At 70.9% G+C, this 21,244-nt stretch carries 19 protein-coding genes; all 19 read left to right on the plus strand.

Going from position 1 to position 21,244, the window contains the following annotated elements:
* Nucleotides 1–70 precede the first annotated feature (70 nt).
* The 19 genes from J2S76_RS17605 to J2S76_RS17695 all read left to right on the plus strand — a co-directional run bounded on the left by J2S76_RS17605 (nucleotide 71) and on the right by J2S76_RS17695 (nucleotide 21,240).
* Complete coding sequence (locus J2S76_RS17605; RefSeq protein ID WP_307062489.1) at nucleotides 71–1,126, plus strand: GlxA family transcriptional regulator; 1,056 nt, start codon at nucleotides 71–73, stop codon at nucleotides 1,124–1,126.
* Between the two features lie 145 nt (nucleotides 1,127–1,271).
* Nucleotides 1,272–3,185 (plus strand): methyl-accepting chemotaxis protein, encoded by a 1,914-nt coding sequence (locus J2S76_RS17610; protein WP_307062491.1) that lies wholly within the window; start codon nucleotides 1,272–1,274, stop codon nucleotides 3,183–3,185.
* Nucleotides 3,178–4,743, plus strand: a complete 1,566-nt coding sequence (locus tag J2S76_RS17615; RefSeq protein WP_307062493.1) for a chemotaxis protein CheW — start codon at nucleotides 3,178–3,180, stop codon at nucleotides 4,741–4,743. Before J2S76_RS17610 ends, J2S76_RS17615 begins: the two co-directional genes overlap by 8 nt.
* The gene (gene cheB / locus J2S76_RS17620) at nucleotides 4,740–5,837 is read left to right on the plus strand and encodes a chemotaxis-specific protein-glutamate methyltransferase CheB (protein WP_307062495.1); all 1,098 of its coding nucleotides are present in this window, start codon (nucleotides 4,740–4,742) and stop codon (nucleotides 5,835–5,837) included. The genes J2S76_RS17615 and cheB overlap by 4 nt, the downstream gene beginning before the upstream one ends.
* A 31-nt stretch (nucleotides 5,838–5,868) precedes the next feature.
* A complete protein-coding gene (locus tag J2S76_RS17625) occupies nucleotides 5,869–6,492 on the plus strand; it encodes a HEAT repeat domain-containing protein (RefSeq protein ID WP_307062497.1) in 624 nt (207 codons plus the stop codon).
* Between the two features lie 8 nt (nucleotides 6,493–6,500).
* A complete protein-coding gene (locus tag J2S76_RS17630; protein WP_370874780.1) occupies nucleotides 6,501–7,334 on the plus strand; it encodes a CheR family methyltransferase in 834 nt (277 codons plus the stop codon).
* A complete protein-coding gene (locus J2S76_RS17635) occupies nucleotides 7,327–7,716 on the plus strand; it encodes a response regulator (protein ID WP_307062501.1) in 390 nt (129 codons plus the stop codon). The genes J2S76_RS17630 and J2S76_RS17635 overlap by 8 nt, the downstream gene beginning before the upstream one ends.
* Nucleotides 7,713–10,004 carry a chemotaxis protein CheA gene (locus J2S76_RS17640; protein ID WP_307062503.1) on the plus strand — a complete coding sequence of 764 codons (2,292 nt, stop codon included), beginning with the start codon at nucleotides 7,713–7,715 and terminating at the stop codon, nucleotides 10,002–10,004. Before J2S76_RS17635 ends, J2S76_RS17640 begins: the two co-directional genes overlap by 4 nt.
* A gap of 24 nt (nucleotides 10,005–10,028) precedes the next feature.
* Nucleotides 10,029–10,301, plus strand: coding sequence for a hypothetical protein (locus J2S76_RS17645; RefSeq protein WP_307062505.1), 273 nt, complete (start codon nucleotides 10,029–10,031; stop codon nucleotides 10,299–10,301).
* A 51-nt stretch (nucleotides 10,302–10,352) separates the two neighbouring features.
* Nucleotides 10,353–10,730, plus strand: coding sequence for a response regulator transcription factor (locus J2S76_RS17650; RefSeq protein ID WP_307062507.1), 378 nt, complete (start codon nucleotides 10,353–10,355; stop codon nucleotides 10,728–10,730).
* Nucleotides 10,727–11,389 carry a chemotaxis protein CheX gene (locus J2S76_RS17655; protein ID WP_307062509.1) on the plus strand — a complete coding sequence of 221 codons (663 nt, stop codon included), beginning with the start codon at nucleotides 10,727–10,729 and terminating at the stop codon, nucleotides 11,387–11,389. Before J2S76_RS17650 ends, J2S76_RS17655 begins: the two co-directional genes overlap by 4 nt.
* Nucleotides 11,376–13,715, plus strand: coding sequence for a PAS domain S-box protein (locus J2S76_RS17660; protein ID WP_307062511.1), 2,340 nt, complete (start codon nucleotides 11,376–11,378; stop codon nucleotides 13,713–13,715). The genes J2S76_RS17655 and J2S76_RS17660 overlap by 14 nt, the downstream gene beginning before the upstream one ends.
* 11 nt (nucleotides 13,716–13,726) lie before the next feature.
* Nucleotides 13,727–14,623, plus strand: coding sequence for a LysR family transcriptional regulator (locus J2S76_RS17665; RefSeq protein ID WP_307062513.1), 897 nt, complete (start codon nucleotides 13,727–13,729; stop codon nucleotides 14,621–14,623).
* Between the two features lie 168 nt (nucleotides 14,624–14,791).
* Nucleotides 14,792–15,286, plus strand: a complete 495-nt coding sequence (locus J2S76_RS17670) for a RidA family protein (protein ID WP_307062515.1) — start codon at nucleotides 14,792–14,794, stop codon at nucleotides 15,284–15,286.
* A gap of 91 nt (nucleotides 15,287–15,377) precedes the next feature.
* On the plus strand, nucleotides 15,378–16,499 hold the full coding sequence (locus J2S76_RS17675; RefSeq protein ID WP_307062518.1) for an ABC transporter substrate-binding protein: 1,122 nt from the start codon (nucleotides 15,378–15,380) through the stop codon (nucleotides 16,497–16,499).
* 208 nt (nucleotides 16,500–16,707) lie between these two features.
* Entirely contained in the window at nucleotides 16,708–18,741 is a 2,034-nt protein-coding gene (locus J2S76_RS17680; protein WP_307062519.1) for an ABC transporter permease, read from the plus strand.
* Nucleotides 18,738–19,520 (plus strand): ABC transporter ATP-binding protein, encoded by a 783-nt coding sequence (locus J2S76_RS17685; RefSeq protein ID WP_307062521.1) that lies wholly within the window; start codon nucleotides 18,738–18,740, stop codon nucleotides 19,518–19,520. The genes J2S76_RS17680 and J2S76_RS17685 overlap by 4 nt, the downstream gene beginning before the upstream one ends.
* Before the next feature lie 113 nt (nucleotides 19,521–19,633).
* Nucleotides 19,634–20,293, plus strand: coding sequence for an ABC transporter ATP-binding protein (locus J2S76_RS17690; protein ID WP_307062716.1), 660 nt, complete (start codon nucleotides 19,634–19,636; stop codon nucleotides 20,291–20,293).
* Entirely contained in the window at nucleotides 20,290–21,240 is a 951-nt protein-coding gene (locus J2S76_RS17695; RefSeq protein ID WP_307062523.1) for an arginase family protein, read from the plus strand. Before J2S76_RS17690 ends, J2S76_RS17695 begins: the two co-directional genes overlap by 4 nt.
* Nucleotides 21,241–21,244: the final 4 nt, after the last annotated feature.

Below are 21,244 nucleotides of genomic sequence, written 5' to 3' on the forward strand. Positions count from 1 at the left end.
TGTGCAGGCAAGGGCCAGTGTCGTCGCCTGACGCAGCGTTGGCTTGCAGGATCGGGCCAGAAACTTTGATATGAGCGACATGAACTCTGCGCCATCCCTCGCCCCGCGCCCCGACGACGAGCCCCCCGCCGTGCCGGGCCGGCTGTCGCCGCTGCGCGTCGGCTTCGTGCTGCTCGACCAGTTCACCCTCGCCGCCTTTGGCGGGCTGATCGACGCGCTGCGGCTCGCCGCCGACCATGGCGGGCGCAGCCGGCAGATCCACGCCTCCTGGACGGTGATGAGCCTCGACGGCACCCCGCGCCGGGCCAGCTGCGGCGTGGTGATCTCCGACAGCGCGCCGCTGCTCGATCCGGCCCAGTTCGACTATATCGCCGTGTGCGGCGGCAATGACTATCTCAATGAGCACCCGCCGGCGGCGCTGCTCGACTATCTGCGCCGCGCTGCCGCCTGCCGGGCGCGGCTGATCGGCGTGTGCACCGGCACCTTCGCCATCGCCCAGGCCGGGCTGGCGGCCAAGCGCACCGTGTGCATCCACTGGAACGTGCTGGAGGCGTTCCAGGCGCAGTTTCCGACGCTCACCGCCGTGACCGACAAGCTCTTCGTCGACGAGGGCGATCTGCTCTCCTGCGCCGGCTCCACGGCGGCGATCGATCTCGGCCTCTATCTCGTCACCCGCCATTGCGGGGCGGCCAAGGCCAACCAGGCGGTACGGCACATGATGCTGCAGGGCATGCGTCCGCCCTCGCTGCCGCAGCCGCATTTCGTCGCCGATCTCGCCCGCGTCACCGATGCGCGGGTGCATCAGGCGGTGCATTTCATGGAGCAGCGGCTGGACGATCCCCCCTCGATGGAGGCCATTGCCCGCTATGTCGGCTGTTCCACCCGCCAGCTGGAACGCGCTTTCGGCGCGACGCTCGGCATCGCCCCGGCGGCCTTCCAGCGGCAGCTGCGCACCCATTATGCCTGCTGGATGCTGGAGAACAGCCCGCGCAGCATCACCGAGATCGCCTTTGACTGCGGCTTCTCGGATGCGGCGCATTTCTCGCGCGAGTTCCGCAATGCGCTGGGCGCCTCGCCGAGGCAGTACCGCAGCGCACGGCTGGCGGCGCGCAAGGCCTCCGCCTGACTTTGTGCGGAACCCTTTGCCGCCGGCCGACTTTAACCCTCTGGCGCGATCATCGGCGGCCACAGGCGGGGGCGTTGCGCCCGCCGGTGGGCCATCGCACAGTGCGGGCCGCAACGAAAAATGGGCCGACGATCCAGAGGGCGGCATGGCGCTTGTGAAATCTACCAAACTGACCCCGGCCTCCAGCAAGGACGGGGAGCCGCCGGCGCGCGGGGCGTCGAAGCCCGCCCCGGCCCGCCGCAACGGCGCCGCGCCGCTCGACAAGGTGTCCGAGCGTCTGGCGGCGGCCACCGAGGAACTGGCCAGCGGGCTGATGGAAGCCTCGGCCGCCGCCGAGGAACTGCGCCGCTCCATGGAGCTGATCGCCGCCGGCGCCGACGAGGCCGCCGGCGGGTCGCAGGAGCAGCTCACCGCGATCAAGGCGGTAGCCTCCACCCTGATGAGCGCCCGCGCCGAGGTCGATGCCGGGCGCCGGCGCACCGAGGCGGTGCAGCTCGTGGTGGCCGAGACGGCGCTGCAGATCACCGCGTCCATCCGCTCGATCGAGCGCAATGCCGACCGCCAGCAGGCCTCGGTGGCGCGGATCGACGAATTGGAGCGCCGGGCGCGCGACATCGGCGCCATCACCGAGACGGTGGGGCGGATTTCCGACCAGACCAACCTTCTCGCGCTCAACGCCGCCATTGAGGCGGCGCGGGCCGGCGACAAGGGGCGGGGCTTCGCCGTGGTGGCGGAAGAGGTGCGGGCGCTGGCGGAAGTCTCGGAGACCAGCGCCGGCGAGGTGCAGGGCCTTGCCGAGACCATCCAGGCGCAGGTCCGCTCCGTCGCCGACGGGGTGAAGCAGGGCGCCGAGGCGGCACGGGGGCAGGCCCGGGCCGGCGCCGCCATCGTCGCCGCGCTGGAGGCGCTGCGCGCCGATATGGGGCACCTGACCGAAGGCAGCGACCAGATCGCCACAGCCGCGCTGGAGGCGGAGCGCGCCGCGGCGGAAGCCCAGCGCGGCGCCACCCAGATCGCCAGCGTGGCGGAAACGCAGGCGGCGGCCGCGACGCAGGCCCAGACCGCCATCCAGCAGCAGGCCTTGTCGCTCGAACAGGGCCAGGTCGCGGCCCAGGCGCTGGCGCGCGTGACCGACGGCCTGCGCGCGGGCACGACGGCGCAGGCGCAGGTCGAGCAGATCGCCACCACCGCCGAGGAACTTTCCGCCACCATCCAGGAGCTCTCCAGCGCCGCCGCGCAGATCATGGCGGCGATCGAGCAGATCGACCGCGGCTTCCAGCAGCAGGCCGGCGCCACCCAGCAGACCTCCGCCGCGCTGACGCAGATCGAGGCCGGCGCCGGCCTCGCCCGCGACAAGGCGACCGCCGCGAGCGCGCGCGTCGCGGCGGTTGAAGCCGGGCTGAGCGAGAGCCGCGCCGCGCTGGAGCGGCTGATGGACGGGGTCGAGGCAGCCTTGGCCGGCACCCGCGCCGGGCTCGCCACTCTTGAGAACCTCGAAGAGCTGGGGCGCCGGATCGAGAAAATCGTCGACGCCACCGCGCTCATCGCGGTGCAGATCACCATGCTCGCGGTCAGCGGCTCGGTGGAGGCCGCCCGCACCGGCGAGGCCGGGCGCGGCTTCGCCCTCGTCTCCGCCGACATTCGCAGCCTCGCCCGCGACGCTTCCGAAAGCGTCGGCGGCATCAAGGACCGGGTGCGCGCCATTCTGGAGCAGGTCGGCGCGCTGCGCCGCGACAGCGAGCAGGCCATACTCGCCGCCGAGGCCGAGATCCAGGCCAATCGCGGCCTGTTCGGCGCGCTGGAAAAGCTGGATGGCGATATCGCCGCCCTGAGTGCGGTCAACCGGGCGATCCTTCTCGGGGCGCAAGAGATTCTCACCGCCGCCGGCCAGTGCGCGCTGGCGGCGCGCGAGATCGCCGCGACGGCGGAACAGGCCAGCGCCGCCTCGCAGCAGGCGGCGACGGCCTCCTCGCAGCAGGCGGAAGGCGCGGACGACCTTGCCGCCGCCATCGAGGAGATCGCCTCGCTCGCCGACGAGCTGCAGCAGCCCGATGTCTGAGCCGCGCCCCGCCGCCGGCCGCGCACCGCTGCGCTTCCTCACCTTCCGGGTCGAGGCGGGCCATTATGCGCTGCCGGCCGACGAGGTGGCGGAGGTGGTGCGGGTGCCCGCCCTCGCCCGCTTGCCGCAGGCGCCGCCCGGCCTTCTCGGCATCGGCAATCTGCGCGGCGCCGCCCTGCCGGTTGCCAGCGCCCGCGCTTTGCTCGGCCGGGCCGAGGCGGCCGCCCCGTTCGCCACCGCGCGGGCCATCGTGCTGCGCGGCGAGAGCCCGGTGGCGCTGGCGGTGGATGGCGTGGGCGAGCTGGTGGCGATCGATCCCGACCAGCTGGAAGACGCGCAGGCGAGCGCCCTGGTGCGCCCCGGCGAAAGGATCTCCGGCGCCTTCCGCTTCCATGGCGGGCGCGACGTCGCCCGGGTGCTGGATATCGTGCCGCTGCTGGCCACCGCCTTCGCCCCGCGCGCCCGGCCGGCCCGCCGCCCCGTCACGGGTGCCGCGAGCGCGCCGGCCGCCCCGGCGATTGAGGCGAGCGCCGGCAAGCTCATCAGCTTCGAGGCCGATGGCCAGGAATACGCCCTGCCGATCGAGCAGGTGCGCGAGGTGGTGCCGCTGCCCGACGCCGTGACCACGCTGCCGCTCGGCGAGGCGCGTGCCTCTCCCACTGAGGCGGTGGCGCGCGGCGTCATGGTCTATCGCGACCGGCTGCTGCCGCTGTTCGCGCTGCGGGCGCTGCTCGGCCTGCCGCCGGCGGCCGCCACACGCACGGCCAAGGTGGTGGTGGTGAAGCTCGGCCCCCTGTGGGTCGGGCTGGTGGTCGACCGCATCACCGCCGTGCTGCCGCTCGATCCCGCGCGGGTCGAGCCGATCCCGCCGGCGCTGGCGGCGCGGGTGGGTGGCGAGGCGCGGCTGAAGGCGATCTTCCGTGCCGGCGATGGCCGCCGGCTGGTCTCGATCCTCGATTGCCACACTCTGTTCCGGGAGGAGGTCATGCAGCACCTCGACACGCACGACGCGGCGGAAGCCGCGACCGCCCCGGTCGAGGGCGAGGACGACGCGTCCTTCCTGGTGTTCAGCCTCGGCGGCGACGAATATGGCCTGCCGATCGCGGCGGTGGACGAGGTGATGAAGGTGCCTGATACCCTCACCCGGATTCCGAAGACCCCCGCCTTTCTGGAAGGCGTGATCAATCTGCGCGGCGCGGTGCTGCCGGTCATCGACCAGCGCCGCCGCTTCGACCTGCCACCGCTGACGCAGGGCGCGCGCCGCCGGCTGATCGTGCTGCGCAGCGGGCCGCACCGCGCCGGCATCGTCGTCGACGGCGTGAGCGAAATCCTGCGCCGCCCGCAGGACGACATCGCGCCGGCGCCGGACCTTGCCGGCGAGCCGACGCGGCTGGTGTCGGGCATCCTCAATCTCGAACAGGCCGGCCGGCTCATTCTCCTCCTCGACCCGGCCGAATTGCTCACCCGCACCGAGCGCGGCCTGCTCGACGCCTTCGCCAAAGCCGGAGCCAGGACGGCGACCCGGCCGGCGGGCAAAGCCCGGCCGGCCCGGGCGTGATCAAGCTTCTGGTGGTCGACGACTCGGCGCTGCTGCGCAAGCTGCTCGGCGAGGTCTTCACAGAGGCGGGCGGCTTCGAGCTGCGCTTCGCCCGCGACGGGCTGGAGGCGCTGGAGCAGAACCGCGCCTTCACCCCCGATGTCATCACGCTGGATCTCAACATGCCGCGCCTCGACGGCCTCGCCTGCCTCGACCAGCTGATGGTCGAGCGGCCCTGCCCGGTGGTGATGGTGTCCTCGCACACGGAGGAGGGAGCCGAGGCGACGCTGAAGGGGCTGCAGCTGGGCGCGGTGGATTTCGTGCCCAAGCCCACCGGCGCGGTGTCGCTGCACCTTCGCGAATGGGCGCCGGCTCTGGTCGAGGCGGTGCGCGGCGCCGCCCGCGCCCGGGTGCGGCCGAGCCTGCGCCTGCGCGAGCGGGTGCGCCACCGCATCGGCCGCGCCGCCGCCTCCCCCCGTCCCGACGCCGCCTCGGTTCGCGGCATTGGCGAGGCGCTCTTCCCCAGCGAGGCGCCCCTGCCCGGCGAGGGGCTGGTGCTGGTCGGCACCTCCACCGGCGGCCCGCCGGCGCTGGAGGCGCTGCTGGTGCCGCTGCCGGCCGATTTTTCCTGGCCGATCCTGGTGGCGCAGCACATGCCGGGCAGCTTCACCGGACCGCTGGCGCGCCGGCTCGACGCGCTGTGCGCGCTCACTGTGGTGGAGGTGCGCCGGCCGGTGCCGCTGCAGCCCGGCACGGTCTATATCGGCGCGGGCGATGCCGACCTCATCGTCTCGCGCCGCGCCGGCGGGCTGGTGGCGATGGCCGCCCCGGCGCAGGCGACCTATCTCTGGCACCCCTCGACCGACCGGCTGGTGCGCAGCGCGCTGGAGCATCTGCCGCCCCACCAGCTGGTCGGGGTGCTGATGACCGGCATGGGCAATGATGGCGCGCAGGCCATGGCCCTGCTGCGGGCGCAGGGCGGGCACACCATTGCCGAGGCGGAGGAAACCGCCATTGTATGGGGCATGCCCGGCGAGCTGGTGAAGGCCGGCGGCGCCGAGTTCGTCGAGCCGCTGCCGGACATCGCCGCCCGCCTTCAAAAGATGGTGCCGTGAAAGAGGGTGCCGTGATGGATGGTACGCTGACATGCCGCTGATCCGCGCCCGAGCCGGCGAGGCCGCCGCGCTGCCCGCCGATCGCGCCTCCCTCATCGCCGCGCTTGAGGGCGGCAGCGCCGGGGAGCGCCTCCACGCCGCCCGCGCGCTGGCCGCCCTGCCGGGCGCGGTGGCGCCGCTGAGCGCCGCGCTGCACGTCGAGGCCGAGCCGGCGGTGCGCGAGGTGATCTTCACCGCCCTCGCCCGCCTCGGCTGCGAGGAGGCCGCCGACGCGCTGCTGCCGCTGCTGCGCGCTCGGCAAGCGAGCCTGCGCAACGGCGCGCTCGCCGCGCTTGCCGCCATGCCGGGCCGGCTTCCCGCCCGGCTGCCGGCGCTGCTCGCCGACCCCGATGCCGACATAAGGCTGCTGGCCTGCGAACTGGCGCGCGCCCTGCCCGCGCCCGAGGCGACCACGCTGCTGTGCGCTGTGGTGGAACGCGAGAGCGAGCCGAACGTTTGCGCCGCAGCGCTTGACGTTCTCACCGAGCTGGGTGGGCCGCAGGCGCTGCCCGTGCTGGAGCGCGGCGCCCGGCGTTTCGACGCCACGCCGTTCCTGCGTTTCGCCTTTGAGGTCGCCATCAGGCGGATCAGGGCCTCCGCCGACACCGACCCGTGAGCGCACCCGTGACCGACGAGGATTTCCGGCGCCTGTGCGACTTCCTCTACCGGCGCAGCGGCATGGTGTTCACCGAGGCCAAGCGCTATTTTGTCGAGCGCCGCCTTGCTGAGCGCATGCGCGTCACCGGCGCCACCTCCTTCGCCAGCTATTTCGCCCGCCTGCGCAGCGACCAGCCCGGCGAGGTCGAGCCCTTCATCAACGCCTTCACCGTCAACGAGACCTATTTCTTCCGCGAGGAGCACCAGCTCCAGTGCCTGAGCACCGATCTCCTGCCCGCGCGCCTCATGGAGCGCCCGGCGGGCCGGCCGCTGCGCATCTGGTCGGTGCCGTGCTCCACCGGCGAGGAGCCCTATTCCATTGCCATCTGGCTGCTGGAACACTGGCCGCAGGTCGACGCCTATGAGATCGAGATCGTCGGCTCCGACATCGACACGCGGGCGCTGGAGGCGGCGCGGGCCGGGCTTTTCGGCCGCCGGGCGCTGATGCGGCTGCCGGAGGCGCTGATCGGCAAATATTTCGAGCCGGTGGATGACGAGCACTGGCGGCTGATCGCGGACCTGCGGCAGTCGATCCATTTTTCCACCGTCAATCTGGTTGATCTAGCGCAAACCCGCGCCCATGGCCGCTTCGATGTCATTTTCTGCCGCAACGTGCTCATCTATTTCGACGAGGCCTCGCGGCGCATGGCGGCGGAGAACCTTTATGAGAACCTGCTGCCGGGCGGCTTCATCTGCCTGGGCCACAGTGAATCGATGAGCCGGATCTCGCCCCTGTTCGAGGTGCGCCGCTTTGCCGACGCCATCATCTACCAGCGGCCGGGAGAGCGCGGCGATGGCTGAGGCGGGGCGCGCGCGCATTCTGGTGGTCGACGATGCCGGCCTCGTCAGGCTCTATTACCGGCAGGCGCTGGAGGCCGTCGGCTTTGCCGTCGAGGAGGCGCTGAACGGGGTCGAGGCGCTGGAGAAGCTGCTGCGGGCGCCGGCCGATCTCGTCATCGTCGATGTCAACATGCCGCTGATGGACGGCATCACCTTCCTGCGGGCACTGCGCCGGCAGCCGCTGCCGCTCGCCGCCCTGCCGGCGCTCGTCACCAGCACCGAGGCCGGCGCGGGGGATGTCGCGGCGGCCCGGGCGGCGGGAGCCAATCTCTATCTGGTCAAGCCGCTGGAGCCGGCGGCACTGGTGCTTCACGCCCGGCTGCTGTGCGGGGTGCCGGCGTGAACGAGTTCATCGAGCAGTTCCTCATCGAGGCACGCGAACTGGTCGCGCAGGGCACCGCCGACCTGCTGGCGGCCGAGGAACGCCCGCGCGACGCGGCGGCGATCGACGGCGCGTTCCGCGCCTTCCACACGCTCAAGGGCTCGGCCGGCATCATCGATTTCGCCGCCATGGCCCGCGCCCTGCACGCGGCGGAGGACGCGCTGTCGCAGGCGCGCAGCGGCGCCGTCCCCGTCACCGGCGAGCTGATCGGCCGGTGCCTGACCTGCCTCGACCAGGTGGTGCGCTGGCTCGACGCCATCGAGGCGACAGGCGAACCGCCGACCGATGCCGACCCCGCCGCCGAGGCGATGATCGCGCTGTTTGCGGAAGAAGAGGCCCCCGCGCCGCCTTCTTCCGGGCCGGTGATCGCGGTGGAGAGCGGCGCGGTGCCCGCCGCGTTCGAGAGCTGGCTGGAGCGGTTTCTGGCGACGGCGACGGCGCGGCAGGCCCGCTGCGCTCTCGCCTACACCCCGGCCGCCGACGCCTTCTTTCGCGGCGAGGACCCGCTCGCCACGGCGGAGGCGCTTCCCGGCCTGCTGGCGCTCGACCTCGCCCTTAACGGGACCCCGCCGGCGCCGGCGGAGATCGACCCGTTCCAGTGCCGGCTCACCCTTTTCATCGCCGGTTCGGAACCGCGCGCCCGGCTGGCGCCGGCCTTTGCCGGCCTGTCCGGCACGGTGGAATGGCGCGATCTTGTCCCCTCCGTGCCGCCCCCCGGCGCGGGGGCGCCCGACGCCGCCGCCCTGCTGATCGAGGCACAGATCGCGCTGCTGCGCGGGCCGCGCGACGAGGGGTTCGAGGGCCGGCGGGCGAGCGCCCTGCGCGCCGCAGTACAGGTGCTGCGGGCCAGCGGCCGCGCGCCTGAGGCCGACGCGCTGGAGCGCCTCGCCGCGAGCGGCGCCGAGCCGCAAAGCCTCGCCGATAGTCTTGCCGACAGTCTCGCCGATATGCTCGCCGGGGCGCCGGCCGCCCCTCCCCCGGCCGCCGCACCGCCCGCCCCCCCGGCGGAACCGGCGATCGCCGATATCGGGGCGCGCTCGCTGCGGGTGGATGTCGAGCGCGTCGACGCGCTGGTCCGCCTCACCGGCGAATTCACCGTGCTGAAGACGCAGGCCGCCCATCATGCCCGGCTGGCGGCGGCGCCGGCCGGCAGCGGCGAGGTGGCCAAGGATCTCGCCACCAAGGAACTCGCAGAACGGCTGAAATCGCATCACGAGACGCTGGAGCGGCTGGTGGGCGAGCTGCAGCATGCGGTGCTCGGCCTGCGCGTGCTGCCGCTGCGCCATGTGTTCCAGCGCCTGCCGCGGCTGGTGCGCGACATGTCGGAGGCGCTGGGCAAGCCGATCCGCCTCGTCATCGAGGGCGAGGAGACGCAGGCCGACAAGGCCATCGTCGAAGCGCTGTTCGAGCCGCTGCTGCACATTCTGCGCAACGCCGCCGATCACGGCATCGAGCCGGCCGGCGCCCGCGCCGCCGCCGGCAAGCCGGAAACCGGCATCGTCGCGGTGCGGGCCCGCCGCGTCGAGGACCGGCTCTCCATCGACATCGAGGATGACGGCGCCGGTATCGACACCGCCCGCCTGCGCGCCCGCGCCGCCGCCCGCGGGCTGGCCGGGCCGGACGCGCTGGCGGCGCTGAGCGAGGAGGAGGCGCTGGACCTGATCTTCGCCCCCGGCTTCTCCACCCGCGACGCCGTGACCGGCTATTCCGGGCGCGGGGTGGGGCTGGACGCGGTGCGCGTCGCCCTGGCGCGCCTCGGCGGCCGGGTCAGCGTCCACAGCCGCCCGGGCGAGGGCACGCGCATGGCGCTGAGCCTGCCGGTCAGCATCCTGAAGAGCGATGTCCTCTCGGTGGAAGCCGGCGGGCAGGTGCTGGGCCTGCCGCTGGAAGCGGTGGTGGAGACGGTGCGCCTGCCGCGCAGCGCCATCTCCCGCATCGGCGCGGCGCGGGCCTTTGTCTGGCGCGCGCGCACCGTGCCGCTGATCGATCTGTCGCAGTCCATCGGCCTTGCCCCGTCCCCGACCCAGACCCCGGCCCCTTCGCCGTCCGGCGATGGTGAGGCGCTGGTCGTCATCACCCGCCTCGATGGCCAGTATGGCGGGCTGGAGGTGGATCGGCTGGGCGCCCGCATGGAGGTGATGCTGCGGCCGCTGGAAGGGCTGCTCGCCGGCCTGCCCTGCCTCGGCACCACCCTGCTCGGCGATGGCCGCGTGCTCATCGTGCTCGATCTCGAAGCGTTGCAGCCATGAAGGCAAAGTCATGAGGGTAAGGCCATGACGGTGCACCGTGCCGGCGACGGCACAATCTATCTCGACGGCGCCTGCGGCAGCGAGGAGGCGGAACCGCTGCTGGCGCTGCTCATCGCCACACCCGGCGCCACCGTCGACTGGCAGGGCTGCGAACAGGCGCACATGGCGGTGGTGCAGGTGCTGCTCGCCCTGCGCCCACAGCTGCGCGGCGTGCCGGCCAGCGCCTTCCTCGCCCGCCATGTGGCGCCGCTGCTGAACCGCCCGCCCGCTGGCGGCGCGGCCCGGCTTGAGGCATAGATGCACATTGGATACCAAGGGTTCGCCATCGCCCGCCGGAGCCGTCCTCCCATGCCGTTCCAAGTTCTGATCGTCGACGACAGCAAGCTCGCCCGCATGGCGATCGCCAAGGCCATGAACAAGCTCCACCCCGACTGGGCGCGGAGCGAGGCGGCCAATGCCGACGACGCCCTCGCCCTTGCCCACCAGCAGCCTTTCGACATCGCCCTTTTGGACTTCAACATGCCCGGCCGCGACGGACTTGAACTGGCGGCGGAGCTGCGCGCGCTGATGCCGACAATCGCCATGGCCATCATCTCCGCCAATCACCAGAAGGAAATCGTCGCCCAGGCGCATGATGTCGGCGCGATATTTCTCTCCAAGCCCTTGACGGAAGACGAGTTGGGCCAATTTCTCGCTCAGGTGCAGCTGTCCAAGGGCAAAATGTGAGCGACCAGAGCCGCCTTGCCCTCAACGAGCTGCAGATCGACGCGCTGACCGAGCTGGTCAATCTCGGCGTCAGCCGGGCAGCGGCGAGCCTGCGCGAGCTGGTGGGGCAGCAGGTGCTGCTCTCCGTGCCGCGGGTGACGCTGCTCAGCCGCGACGACGCCATCGAGATTGTCGGCGCCACCGAGGAAAAGCAGCTGGTCGCCGTCCACCAGCTGTTCGAGGGCGACATCACCGGCCGCGCCTTGCTGATCTTCCCGGAGATCAACAGCCTGGAACTGGTCCGCGCCGTGACAGGCGGCGGGCTGCCGCTGGAAGACATCATCGAGCTGGAACAGGAAGCGCTGGCGGAAACCGGCAACATCATCCTCAATGGCTGCCTGGCGACCATTGCCAACATGCTGCACCGCAGCCTCAAAATGTCGCTGCCGGAAATCCTGCGCGGCGATAGCCGCGACCTGTTCGAGCTGGCGCCGCCGCCTGATTCCGGCGATGTGGTGCTGTTCCTCTACATCAACTTCGCCGTCCGCGAGCGCGACATTCGCGGCTATATCGCGATGCTGATGGACATGCCCTCGCTGGCCGCGCTGGAAGGGCTCCTCGACGAGTTCATCGAGCGCACAGCGGGCGGAATGGCGCCTGAGGCCGATGCCCCTGTCTGACGAACATCTGGCGCGCGCCATTGTTGACGGGCTGGATGGCGGCGTCATCGTCGTCGATCGCGCCGGGCGCATTGTGGTGTGGAACGAGTGGATCGCCGCCGCCACCCGCCGCCCCGCCGCCGAGTGTGTGGGCGAGAGCCTGCCGGCGCTGTTTCCCGGCTTGCCGGCGCGCTTCCACTCCGCCCTGGCGGAGAGCTTCGCCTCCGGCGCCGCCAGCCTGCTCACCCATTCGCTGCATCCCGCCGTGTTTCCGCTGCGCACCCGCGCCGGCCTGCCGATGGTGCACAACACCTCGATCCGGGCGCTGGGGGGCAAGCCGCACGGCTTCTGCCTGGTGCAGGTGGTCGACGTCACCGCCAGCGCCAATCGCGAGCGGGTGCTGCGCGAGCGGCAGAATGCCCGCTACCACGCCGTGGTCGACAGCGCCCATGACGCGATATTGACGCTCGACGCCGACGGGGTGGTCCAGCTCGCCAACCCCTCCGCCGCCCGCCAGTTCGGCGCCGCGCCGCAGGCGCTGGTCGGCACCACCCTCTCCGCGCTGCTGGAGGAGCCCGACGCCTGGCGCACCGTCTGGGAGAGCGTGCGCGCCGGCACGCCCCTCACCCGCCCGGTGGAAGTCACCGCCCGCCGGCGCGACGGCTCGCCGAGCCATCTGGAGCTGACCGCCTCGCGCTGGTCGAGCGATGGGCGGTTCTTCGTCACCGCCATCCTGCGCGACGTCAATGAGCGCAAGGCGGCCGAGGCGGAGCTGCGCGGCCTCAACCTCACGCTGGAGCGGCGCGTGGCCGAGCGCACCGCCGACCGCGACCGCATGTGGCGCCTGTCCACCGACATCATGGTGGTCGGCCGGCTCGACGGCGTGGTCAACGCCACCAACCCGGCCTGGACCCGCATCCTCGGCTGGGAAGCCGAGGAACTCGCCGGCGCCAACCTGCTCGATTTCATCCTGCCCACCGACCGGCCGCGCTTCCGCGAGATACTGGCCGCGCTGAGCCAGGAGACGGCGCCGCAGCTCTTCGCGCTGCAGCTGCGCGCCCGCGATGGCGGTGTGCGCTGCATCGAATGGAGCGCGGTGGCGGCCGACGACCTGCTGCAGGCGGTGGGCCGCGACATCACCGCCGAGCGCGAGGCCGAGGAGGCGCTGCGCCGCACCGAGGAAGCGCTGCGGCAGGCGCAGAAGATGGAGGCGGTCGGCCAGCTCACCGGCGGCATCGCGCACGATTTCAACAACATGCTGACCGGCGTCATCGGCGCCGTCGACATCATGAAGCGCCGCCTGGCTTCCGGGCGCTTCGACGATCTCGACCGGTTCCTGGAGGTCGCCTCGGTCTCGGCCCAGCGCGCGGCGGCGCTGACCCAGCGCCTGCTCGCCTTCTCCCGCCGGCAGTCGCTGGATTCGCGACCCGTGCACATCAATGCGCTGGTCGGCTCGCTGCACGACCTGTTGAGCCGCACGCTGGGTGAATCGGTCGCGCTCGACATCGCCTGCGACGAACAGGTGGGCTGGGGCACCGCCGACGCCAACCAGCTGGAAAGCGCCATCCTCAACCTCGTCATCAACGCCCGCGACGCCATGCCCACTGGCGGGCGCCTCACCTTGGCCACCCGCCCGGCGGTGCTGAAGGCGCAGGACGCCGCCGGCACGCCGGAGGCCAAGCCCGGCCGCTATGTCGTCATCGCCGTCACCGATACCGGCACCGGCATGACGGCTGATGTGCTGAGCAAGGTGTTCGAGCCGTTCTTCACCACCAAGCCGGTGGGGCTGGGCACCGGGCTCGGCCTGTCCATGGTCTATGGCTTCGCCCGCCAGAGCGATGGCCATGTCGCCATCACCAGCGCGCCGGGCGAAGGCACGACGGTGGAGCTTTTCCTGCCCGCCGCCGAGCCGCCCGGCGAGACGGATGCCGACCTGCCGGCACGGCTGGCCGGGGGCGAGGGGCAGACCGTGCTGCTGGTCGAGGATGACGCCTCGGTGCGGGTGCTGGTGGCCGATATTCTCGCCGAGCTCGGCTATGCCGCGATCGAGACCTCCGACGCGCCGGGCGCCATCGTCGAACTCGCCTCCGGCCGCGACATCAGGCTGATGATCTCCGATGTCGGCCTGCCCGGCATGAATGGGCGCGAACTGGCCGAGGTGGCGCGCCGCCACCGGCCGGACCTGCCGATCCTGTTCCTCACCGGCTATGCCGGGGATACGGTGGCGCGCTCGCACGTGCTCGGCACCCATATGGAAATGCTCACCAAGCCCTTCGCCATCGAGACGCTTGCCGCCAGGATCGAGGAAATGATGGCGGCCGCCGTCTCCCGGAACGGCCGGCGCTAGGGACGGGCGCGATGGACACCCGCCATCTCGAAGCCTTCCGCGCCGTCTATGAGAACGGCTCGATGAGTGCCGCCGCCGTGCTGCTGGGCAAGTCGCAGCCGGCGATCAGCAACCTCATCGCCCGGCTGGAAGACGAGATCGGGCTGAAGCTGTTCCACCGCGCCCATGGCAGGCTGGAGGCGACGCCCGAGGCCGAGACCTTCTTCGCCGCCATCGTGCGCACGCTCGACGCGATGGACCGCACGCTCGCCATCTCCCGCAACCTCAAGGGCCTGTCCTCGGCGACGCTGCTGATCGCCAGCCCGCCGGGCCTCGCCACCTATCTGCTGCCGCCGATCATCGCCGATGTGCTGAGGGAGAATGCGGGCGCAACCGCCCGCTTCATCACCCGCTCCTCCTATGCGGTGCGCGACCTCGGCACTATCGGCGCTTTCGACGTGGGGTTCGCGGAACTGCCGATCGACATCCATGTCGCCTCGCTGGAGCTGTTCGAGGTGGCGTGCATGTGCGTGATGCGGGCCGACCATCCCCTCGCCGGCGAGCGCTGCGTCGGGCCGGAGCAGCTCGATTCCCAGCCCTTCGTCACGCTGTTTCCCGAGCACATCACCCATATCGCCGCCGCCGAGGCGTTCTTCGAGGCGCACGCCCACTGGAACGTGGTGGCGGAGGTGGAGTTCTTCGGCACCGCCTGCGTGCTGGTGCAGCAGCTCGGCGCGGTGACGCTGGTCGATCCCGCCACCGCCCGCTTCTTCCAGGCGATGGGGCTGGTGGCTGTACCCTTCCGCCCTGTCCTGCCCTACCGCTTCGGCATGTTCCGTCCCAGCACCCGCCCGCCCTCGCGCATCGCCATCACCTTCATGGAGCGCTTCCGCCGCACCGTGGCGAAGGACCTCGTCGCGCCGCGCTGAAAGCGGCGGCTCGTCACCCGCCGCCCGCTCAATCCTGAGGCAGAGGGGCCCGGGCGAAGCGCAGGCCATAACTTTGCTTTATGGATTCCCTGCTATTTCCCGATTGACCTTGACGCCAAATAGAACGGAGATCAGCGGGGTAAGAATGGCCTGCTTGAGGGAGCCAGCATGACCCAATCGGCGACGCGGCGCGTGGCGGAACTTGGCCTCGTCCTGCCCAGCGCGGGCGGCGGGGCGGACTACTACGGCACGCTCTACGGCAAGATGAAGCCGCATTATCTCAGCGACAAGCTGCTGTTCCTCTCCGGCCAGACGGCCGGCGTCGACGCGGCCGGCAAGGCGCTGTTTCCCGGCCGGCTCGGGCGCGATCTCACCGTCGAACAGGGCTATGAGGCGGCGCGGCTCACCGCGCTGAACTGCCTAGGCTGCATCAAGGACGCGGTCGGCGATCTCGACCGGGTGAAGGGGCTGGTGCGCTCGCTCAACTTCATCGCCTGCGACCCCTCCTTCACCCAGCCGCATCTGGTGGCGAGCGGGCTTTCCGACCTGTTCGAGCAGGTGTTCGGCCCCGAGATCGGCGTCGGCGGTCGCGCCTCGATCGGCGTGATGTCGCTGGCCGACGACTATTGCTTCGAGACCTGGGTGACGGTGGAACTCCACTGATCCCGACGCCGACCCAACCAACCACACGGCCCCAAGGCCGGAACCTTCCGCAGCGTGCCGAACGCCCCGTCTCTTCCAGAGGAGAACTCGCATGACGATCACTCGCATTGCTGCTGCCATGCTCGGCATCGGCCTTCTCGCCTCCCCGGGCCTCGCGCGGGCGGAGGAGATCACCATCGGCTTCACCGCCGCACTATCAGGCGATTTCGCCGCCTTCGGCCTCAACATGCGCAAGGGCCTCGATCTCGCGGTCGACGCGCTGAACAAGAAGGGCGGCAACACCTACAAGATCGACGCGGTGGACGATCGCGGCGAGGCCCGCGAGGGCGTGCTGATCGCCCAGCGCTTCTGCTCTGACAAGAATGTCGACGTGGTGATGGGCTATTCCTTCTCCTCCATCGCGCTCGCCGCCATCCCGGTGTTCAACGAGTGCAAGCTCCCCGTTCTGGCCTCCGCCGTCACCAGCCCGGCGCTCTCCAATGTCAGCCCCTATTTCCGCCGCAACGTGCTTACCGATGCGGTGCAGGGCGCGATGATGGGCGACTATGCCGCCAAGACGCTGGGGCTGAAGTCGATCTATGTGCTGAACCAGCAGGATGATTACGGCATCGGCGTCGCCAAGGCGTTCTCCGCCGCCGCGGAGAAGGACGGCGCCAAGATCCTCGGCACCGAATCCTACCTGCTCGGCTCCAAGGATTTCCGCACCCTGCTGACCAAGGTGCGCGCCGCCAAGCCCGATGCCATCTTCATCGGCGGCTTCTACACCGAGGCGGCGAAGATCGCCGAGCAGGCCCGCGCCCTCGGCATCAAGGCGCAGCTGCTCTCCACCGACGGCGCGCTCAATGTCGAACTGATGAAGCTCGGCCGCAGCGCGGCGGAAGGCATGATCGTCTACGGCATGTTCGACCCGGCGGTGGCCACCCCGGCGACGGAGAGCTTCCTCACCGCCTACAAGGCGACCTTCAAGGAAGACCCGAGCGCCTGGGCGGCGCTGGGCTATGACGCCGGCATGGCGCTCGGCGCGGCGGTGGAACTCGCCGCCAAGGACGGCCCGGTCACCCGCGAGAGCCTGAACACGGCGTTCGGCAAGCTCAAGGACGTGCCCGGCGTCACCGGCCCCACCACCTTCGACCCCTCGGGCGACCGCGCCGGCGCGCTGTATTTCCTGGAGGTGAAGGACGGCAAGTTCGGCCTCGCGCCCAAGCAGCCGTAAGCGTCGCGCCACGCTCCCTCTCCCCCTCGGGGAGAGGGCTGGGGTGAGGGGCAAGCCCGGCCGCCGACCTACCCCCTCACCGACCCGCTGACGCGGGCCACCTCTCCCCGCCGGGGAGAGGGAAGACCCGCGCTCCGCGCAGAACCACACCCGTTCGCGGCCACCACGACCTCGAACGGGAAGCCCCGGAAGGCAACGCAGGCAGGCAATGGACTATCTCGGACAGCTGCTGGCGAACGGACTGGTGCTCGGGGCGATTTACGCCCTCGCCGCCGTGGCCTTCACCCTGGTGTACGGCGTGGTGCGCCTGGTGAACTTCGCCTTTGGCGAATTGTTCATGCTCGGCGCCTTCCTCACCGCGTCGCTGATGCTGCCCGAGGTCCGGCTCATCGGCATGGTGGTGCCGATGCCGGGCTTCTCGCTGCCGGTCGCGGCGGCGGGCGCGATCCTTCTCACCGGCGCGCTCGGCGTGCTGGTCGACCGCATCGCCTATCGCCCGCTGCGCAACGCCCCGCGCCTTGCCCCGCTCATCACCTCCATCGCCGTCTCCGTGGTGCTGCAGAGCCTCGCCCAGACCGTCTGGGGTGCCGAGGAGCTGCGCTTTCCCGAATTCCACCTCGCCACGCTGCCGCCGGTGGTGCTGTTCGATTCGATCTATCTCTCGGTGATGGACCTCGTTGTCATGGCGACCGCGCTCGCCGCCATGCTCGGCCTGTCCGCCTTCATTGCCCGCTCCTCGCTCGGCCGGGCGATGCGGGCGAGCGCGGAAGACCAGATGGCGGCGACGCTGGTCGGCATCCCGGTCAACCGGGTGGTGGCCGCCGCCTTCGCCATCGGCTCGGGCTTCGCCGCGCTGGCCGGGCTGCTCTATGCGCAGACCTATGGCTTCGCCCATTCCAGCATGGGCTTTCTGCCCGGGCTGAAGGCGCTCACCGCCGCCGTGCTGGGCGGCATCGGCTCCATTCCCGGCGCGGCGCTGGGCGGGCTCATCCTCGGCCTCGTCGAGGCGCTGGGGTCGGGCTACCTGCCCAACGGCACCGCCTGGAAGGACGCGATCAGCTTCGTGCTGCTGGTCGGGCTGCTGTATCTGCGCCCGCAGGGGCTGCTGGGCAAACCGGAGCTGAATTCCGCCGGGCGCGGCAGCCTGCTCGGCGGCGCCTCGGAGTTTGGCGCCGGCTGGCTGCGCGCCGCCTTCGCCAAGGTCGATGGCGGGCTGGCCCGCGCCGCCGCCGCCGGCCCGCGCGCGGCGCTCGCCCTGCTGGCGGTGGCCATTCTCGTCGGGCTGCTGGTGCCGTCCGACTATTGGCTGCGCATCCTCACCATGGTGGTGATCTATGGCATGCTGGCGAGCGGACTGAATGTCATCGTCGGCTTTGCCGGCCTGCTCGACCTCGGCTTCGTCGCCTTCTGGGCGGTGGGCTCCTACCTCACCTCGATCCTGTTCGTGCTGGTGCTGAAGGACCAGTTCGGCGTCGCCCCGGCCGATATCTGGTGGCTGCTCTATCTCAACCTGCCGCTGGCCGGCCTGCTCGCCGCCGGCTTCGCCGTAATCCTCGGCACGCCGACCCTGCGGCTGCGCGGCGACTATCTCGCCATCATGACGCTCGGCTTCGGCGAGATCGTGCGCGTGGTCGCCATCAACTGGATGGATTTGACCAACGGACCGATGGGCATTCGCGGCATTCCGGCGCCGAACCTGTTCGGCATCGCGCTCGGCTCGCCCCGCGCCCAGTTCTTCTTCGCCCTGGCGCTGGCCGTGCTTGTCGTGTTCGCCATCGCCCGGCTGGTGCGCTCCTATGTCGGGCGCGCCTGGGTGGCGATCCGCGAGGATGAGGAGGCGGCCGAGGCGATGGGCGTGCCCACCGCCCGCTACAAGCTTTATGCCTATGCCGCCAGCGGCTTTGTCGGCGGCTTTGTCGGCGTGTTCTACGCCCACACCCAGCAATATATCAGCCCGCTGAACTTCTCGCTGTTCGAGAACATCCTGCTCCTGATGCTGGTGGTGCTCGGCGGGCTCGGCACCTTTATCGGGCCGTTCATCGGCGCGCTGATCTGGATCGTGTTCCTGCAGCTGGCGCTCGACCTGCCCTTCGTCCAGGCCTACCCGGAAACCCGCTTCGCCCTGCTCGGCATCGTACTCATCGTGCTGATGGTGTTCCGCCCGCAGGGGCTGGCCGCCAGCGCCCGCGTCGCCCTCACCATGCCGGGAACTCGGCCCGCCAAAGCGAAGGAGGCGGCATGAGCGCCCCCTCCCCCGCGCCGCTGCTGGAAGCCCGCGCCATCACCGTGCGCTTCGGCGGGCTGGAGGCGGTCGGTAATCTCGACATGGCCATCGCCCGCAACGCCATTCACGGGCTGATCGGCCCCAATGGCGCCGGCAAGACCACCGTGCTGAACGTGCTGACCGGCTTCATCAGTCCCACCGAGGGCCAGCTGGTGTTCGACGGCGCCGAGATCGGCGGGCTCGGCGTCAACGGCTTCGCCCGGCGCGGCCTTGCCCGCACCTTCCAGAACATCCGCCTGTTCGGCGCCATGACCGTGCTGGAGAGCGTGCTGGTCGGCGCGCATCAGCGCTTTTCCGCCAATGCGCTTTCCCTCGTCTTCGCCCGGCGTTCCGCCCGCGCGGCGGAGCGGGCGATGATCGCGCGCGCCTATGAGCTGCTGGAGTTTGTCGGGCTGGGGGCTGACGTGGCCGACCGGGTCGCCACCACCCTCTCTTATGGCCACCAGCGCCGGGTCGAGATCGCCCGCGCGCTGATCTCCTCGCCCAAGCTGCTGCTGCTCGACGAGCCGCTCGCCGGCATGAACGCGGTGGAGAAGGCCGAGATCGCCGACCTCGTCCGGCAGGTGCGGGCACAGGGTATCGCCGTGCTGCTGATCGAGCACGACATGCAGGTGGTGCGCCGGCTGTGCGATCACCTCACGGTGCTGGAATACGGCCGCAAGCTGGCGGACGGACCGCCGGAACAGGTGCTGGCCGACCCGGCGGTGCAGGCCGCCTATCTCGGCCGGGCGAGGTGAGCGAGATGAACCCCATTGCACCGATCGTCCACCCCACTGCACTGACACTCCACCCCACGGAGCCCCTACTTCAGGTTGCAGGGCTCGCCGTTTCCTATGGCCGCATCCGCGCCGTGGACGGCATCGACCTCACCGTGGAACCCGGCAGGATCGTGTCGCTGGTCGGCTCCAACGGCGCCGGCAAGACCACCACGCTGATGGCGCTGTCCGGCCTTCTGCCGCTGGCGGCGGGCCGGATCCGCTTCGCCGGCGAGGACATCACCACCCTGGCGCCGGAGCTGCGGGTGGCGCGCGGCATCGCCCATGTGCCGGAACGCCGCCGCGTCTTCGCCGGCATGAGCGTGCGCGAGAACCTGGTGCTCGGCGCCTATTCGCGCGGCGATGCCGTTGATATCGCAAGCGATCTTGAGCGGATGGTGGCGCTGTTCCCGCGGCTTGGCGAGCGCATGGCGCAGCTCGCCGGCACGCTGTCGGGCGGCGAGCAGCAGATGCTGGCGATCGCGCGCGGGCTGATGTCGCGCCCGTCCCTCCTCATCATGGACGAGCCCACCATGGGCCTCGCCCCGCAGATGATCGACCTGATCCTCGACACGGTTCTGGAGATCCGCAAGCAGGGCATGACGGTTCTGCTGGTCGAGCAGAACGCCGTCGAGGCGATGCGCCTGTCCGACCATGTCTACATCATGCGCCTCGGCCGCATCGTCCATGAGGATAGCGGCGCGAATATTGATCCAGAGCGCGTGAAGTCTTTCTATCTTGGAGCCGATTCATGACGGATTACCCTGGCGCTGCGCCCCGGATGCGGCTCGGAACCTTTCTCGGCGTGCCCCAGGCGACGACCGCCAGCGCCGGGCAGATCGCCGTCATCGGCCTGCCCTTCGATTGCGGCACCAACGCCACCCGCATCGGCTCGCGCCAGGGGCCGGCCTCCTTCCGCGCCATGTCGAGCGAGGTGCGCCCGTTCTATCCCCCGCTCGCCGATGTCGACCCGCGCGCGGGCGGCCGCGTGGTGGATCTCGGCGATGTCGACGTGGTCGCCTCCGATCTCGGCCCCTCCATGGCGGCGATGGAAGCCGCCATTTTCGACGTGGTGGAGGCCGATGCGGTGCCGCTCTGCGTCGGCGGCGACGGCACGGTGACGCTGCCGGTGCTGCGGGCGCTGGCCCGGCGCTTTCCCGAGCTGGTGCTGATCCATATCGACGCCCATACCGACGCCTATCCCGGCGAGGAGCTCAACACCGGCACCACTTTCACGCTGGCGGCGCAGGAAGGGCTGGTCGACGCCAAGCGCTCCTTCCACATCGGCGCGCGCGGCACCATGCTGGTCGGCGGCGCCTATGATCATACGCGGGCGCTGGGCTACCGGCTGATCCCCGGCGAGGAGGTCCGCCGGCGCGGGCCGGAGGCGATCGCCGCCGAGGTGCGCGCGGTGGTCGGCACGCGCCCCGTTCACCTGTCCTTCGACATGGATTATTTCGATCCCTCCGCCGCGCCCGGCGTCGCCACCCCCACCTGGGGCGGGCCGCCGGTGGCGGAAGTGTTCGATCTTCTGCACGGGCTCAAGGGGTTGGATCTGGTCGGCGTCGACATCAACACGCTGAGCCCGCCTCATGACGTGCAAGGCATGTCGGCCATGCTGGCCGGCCATGTCGCCGTCATCGCCCTTCATCTCGTCCAGCTCGGTCAGGCGGAGCACCGCCTGAATGCCGGGCATCGCTGAACGG

It is taken from the genome of Ancylobacter vacuolatus, assembly GCF_030813595.1.
GTDB lineage: Bacteria > Pseudomonadota > Alphaproteobacteria > Rhizobiales > Xanthobacteraceae > Ancylobacter > Ancylobacter vacuolatus.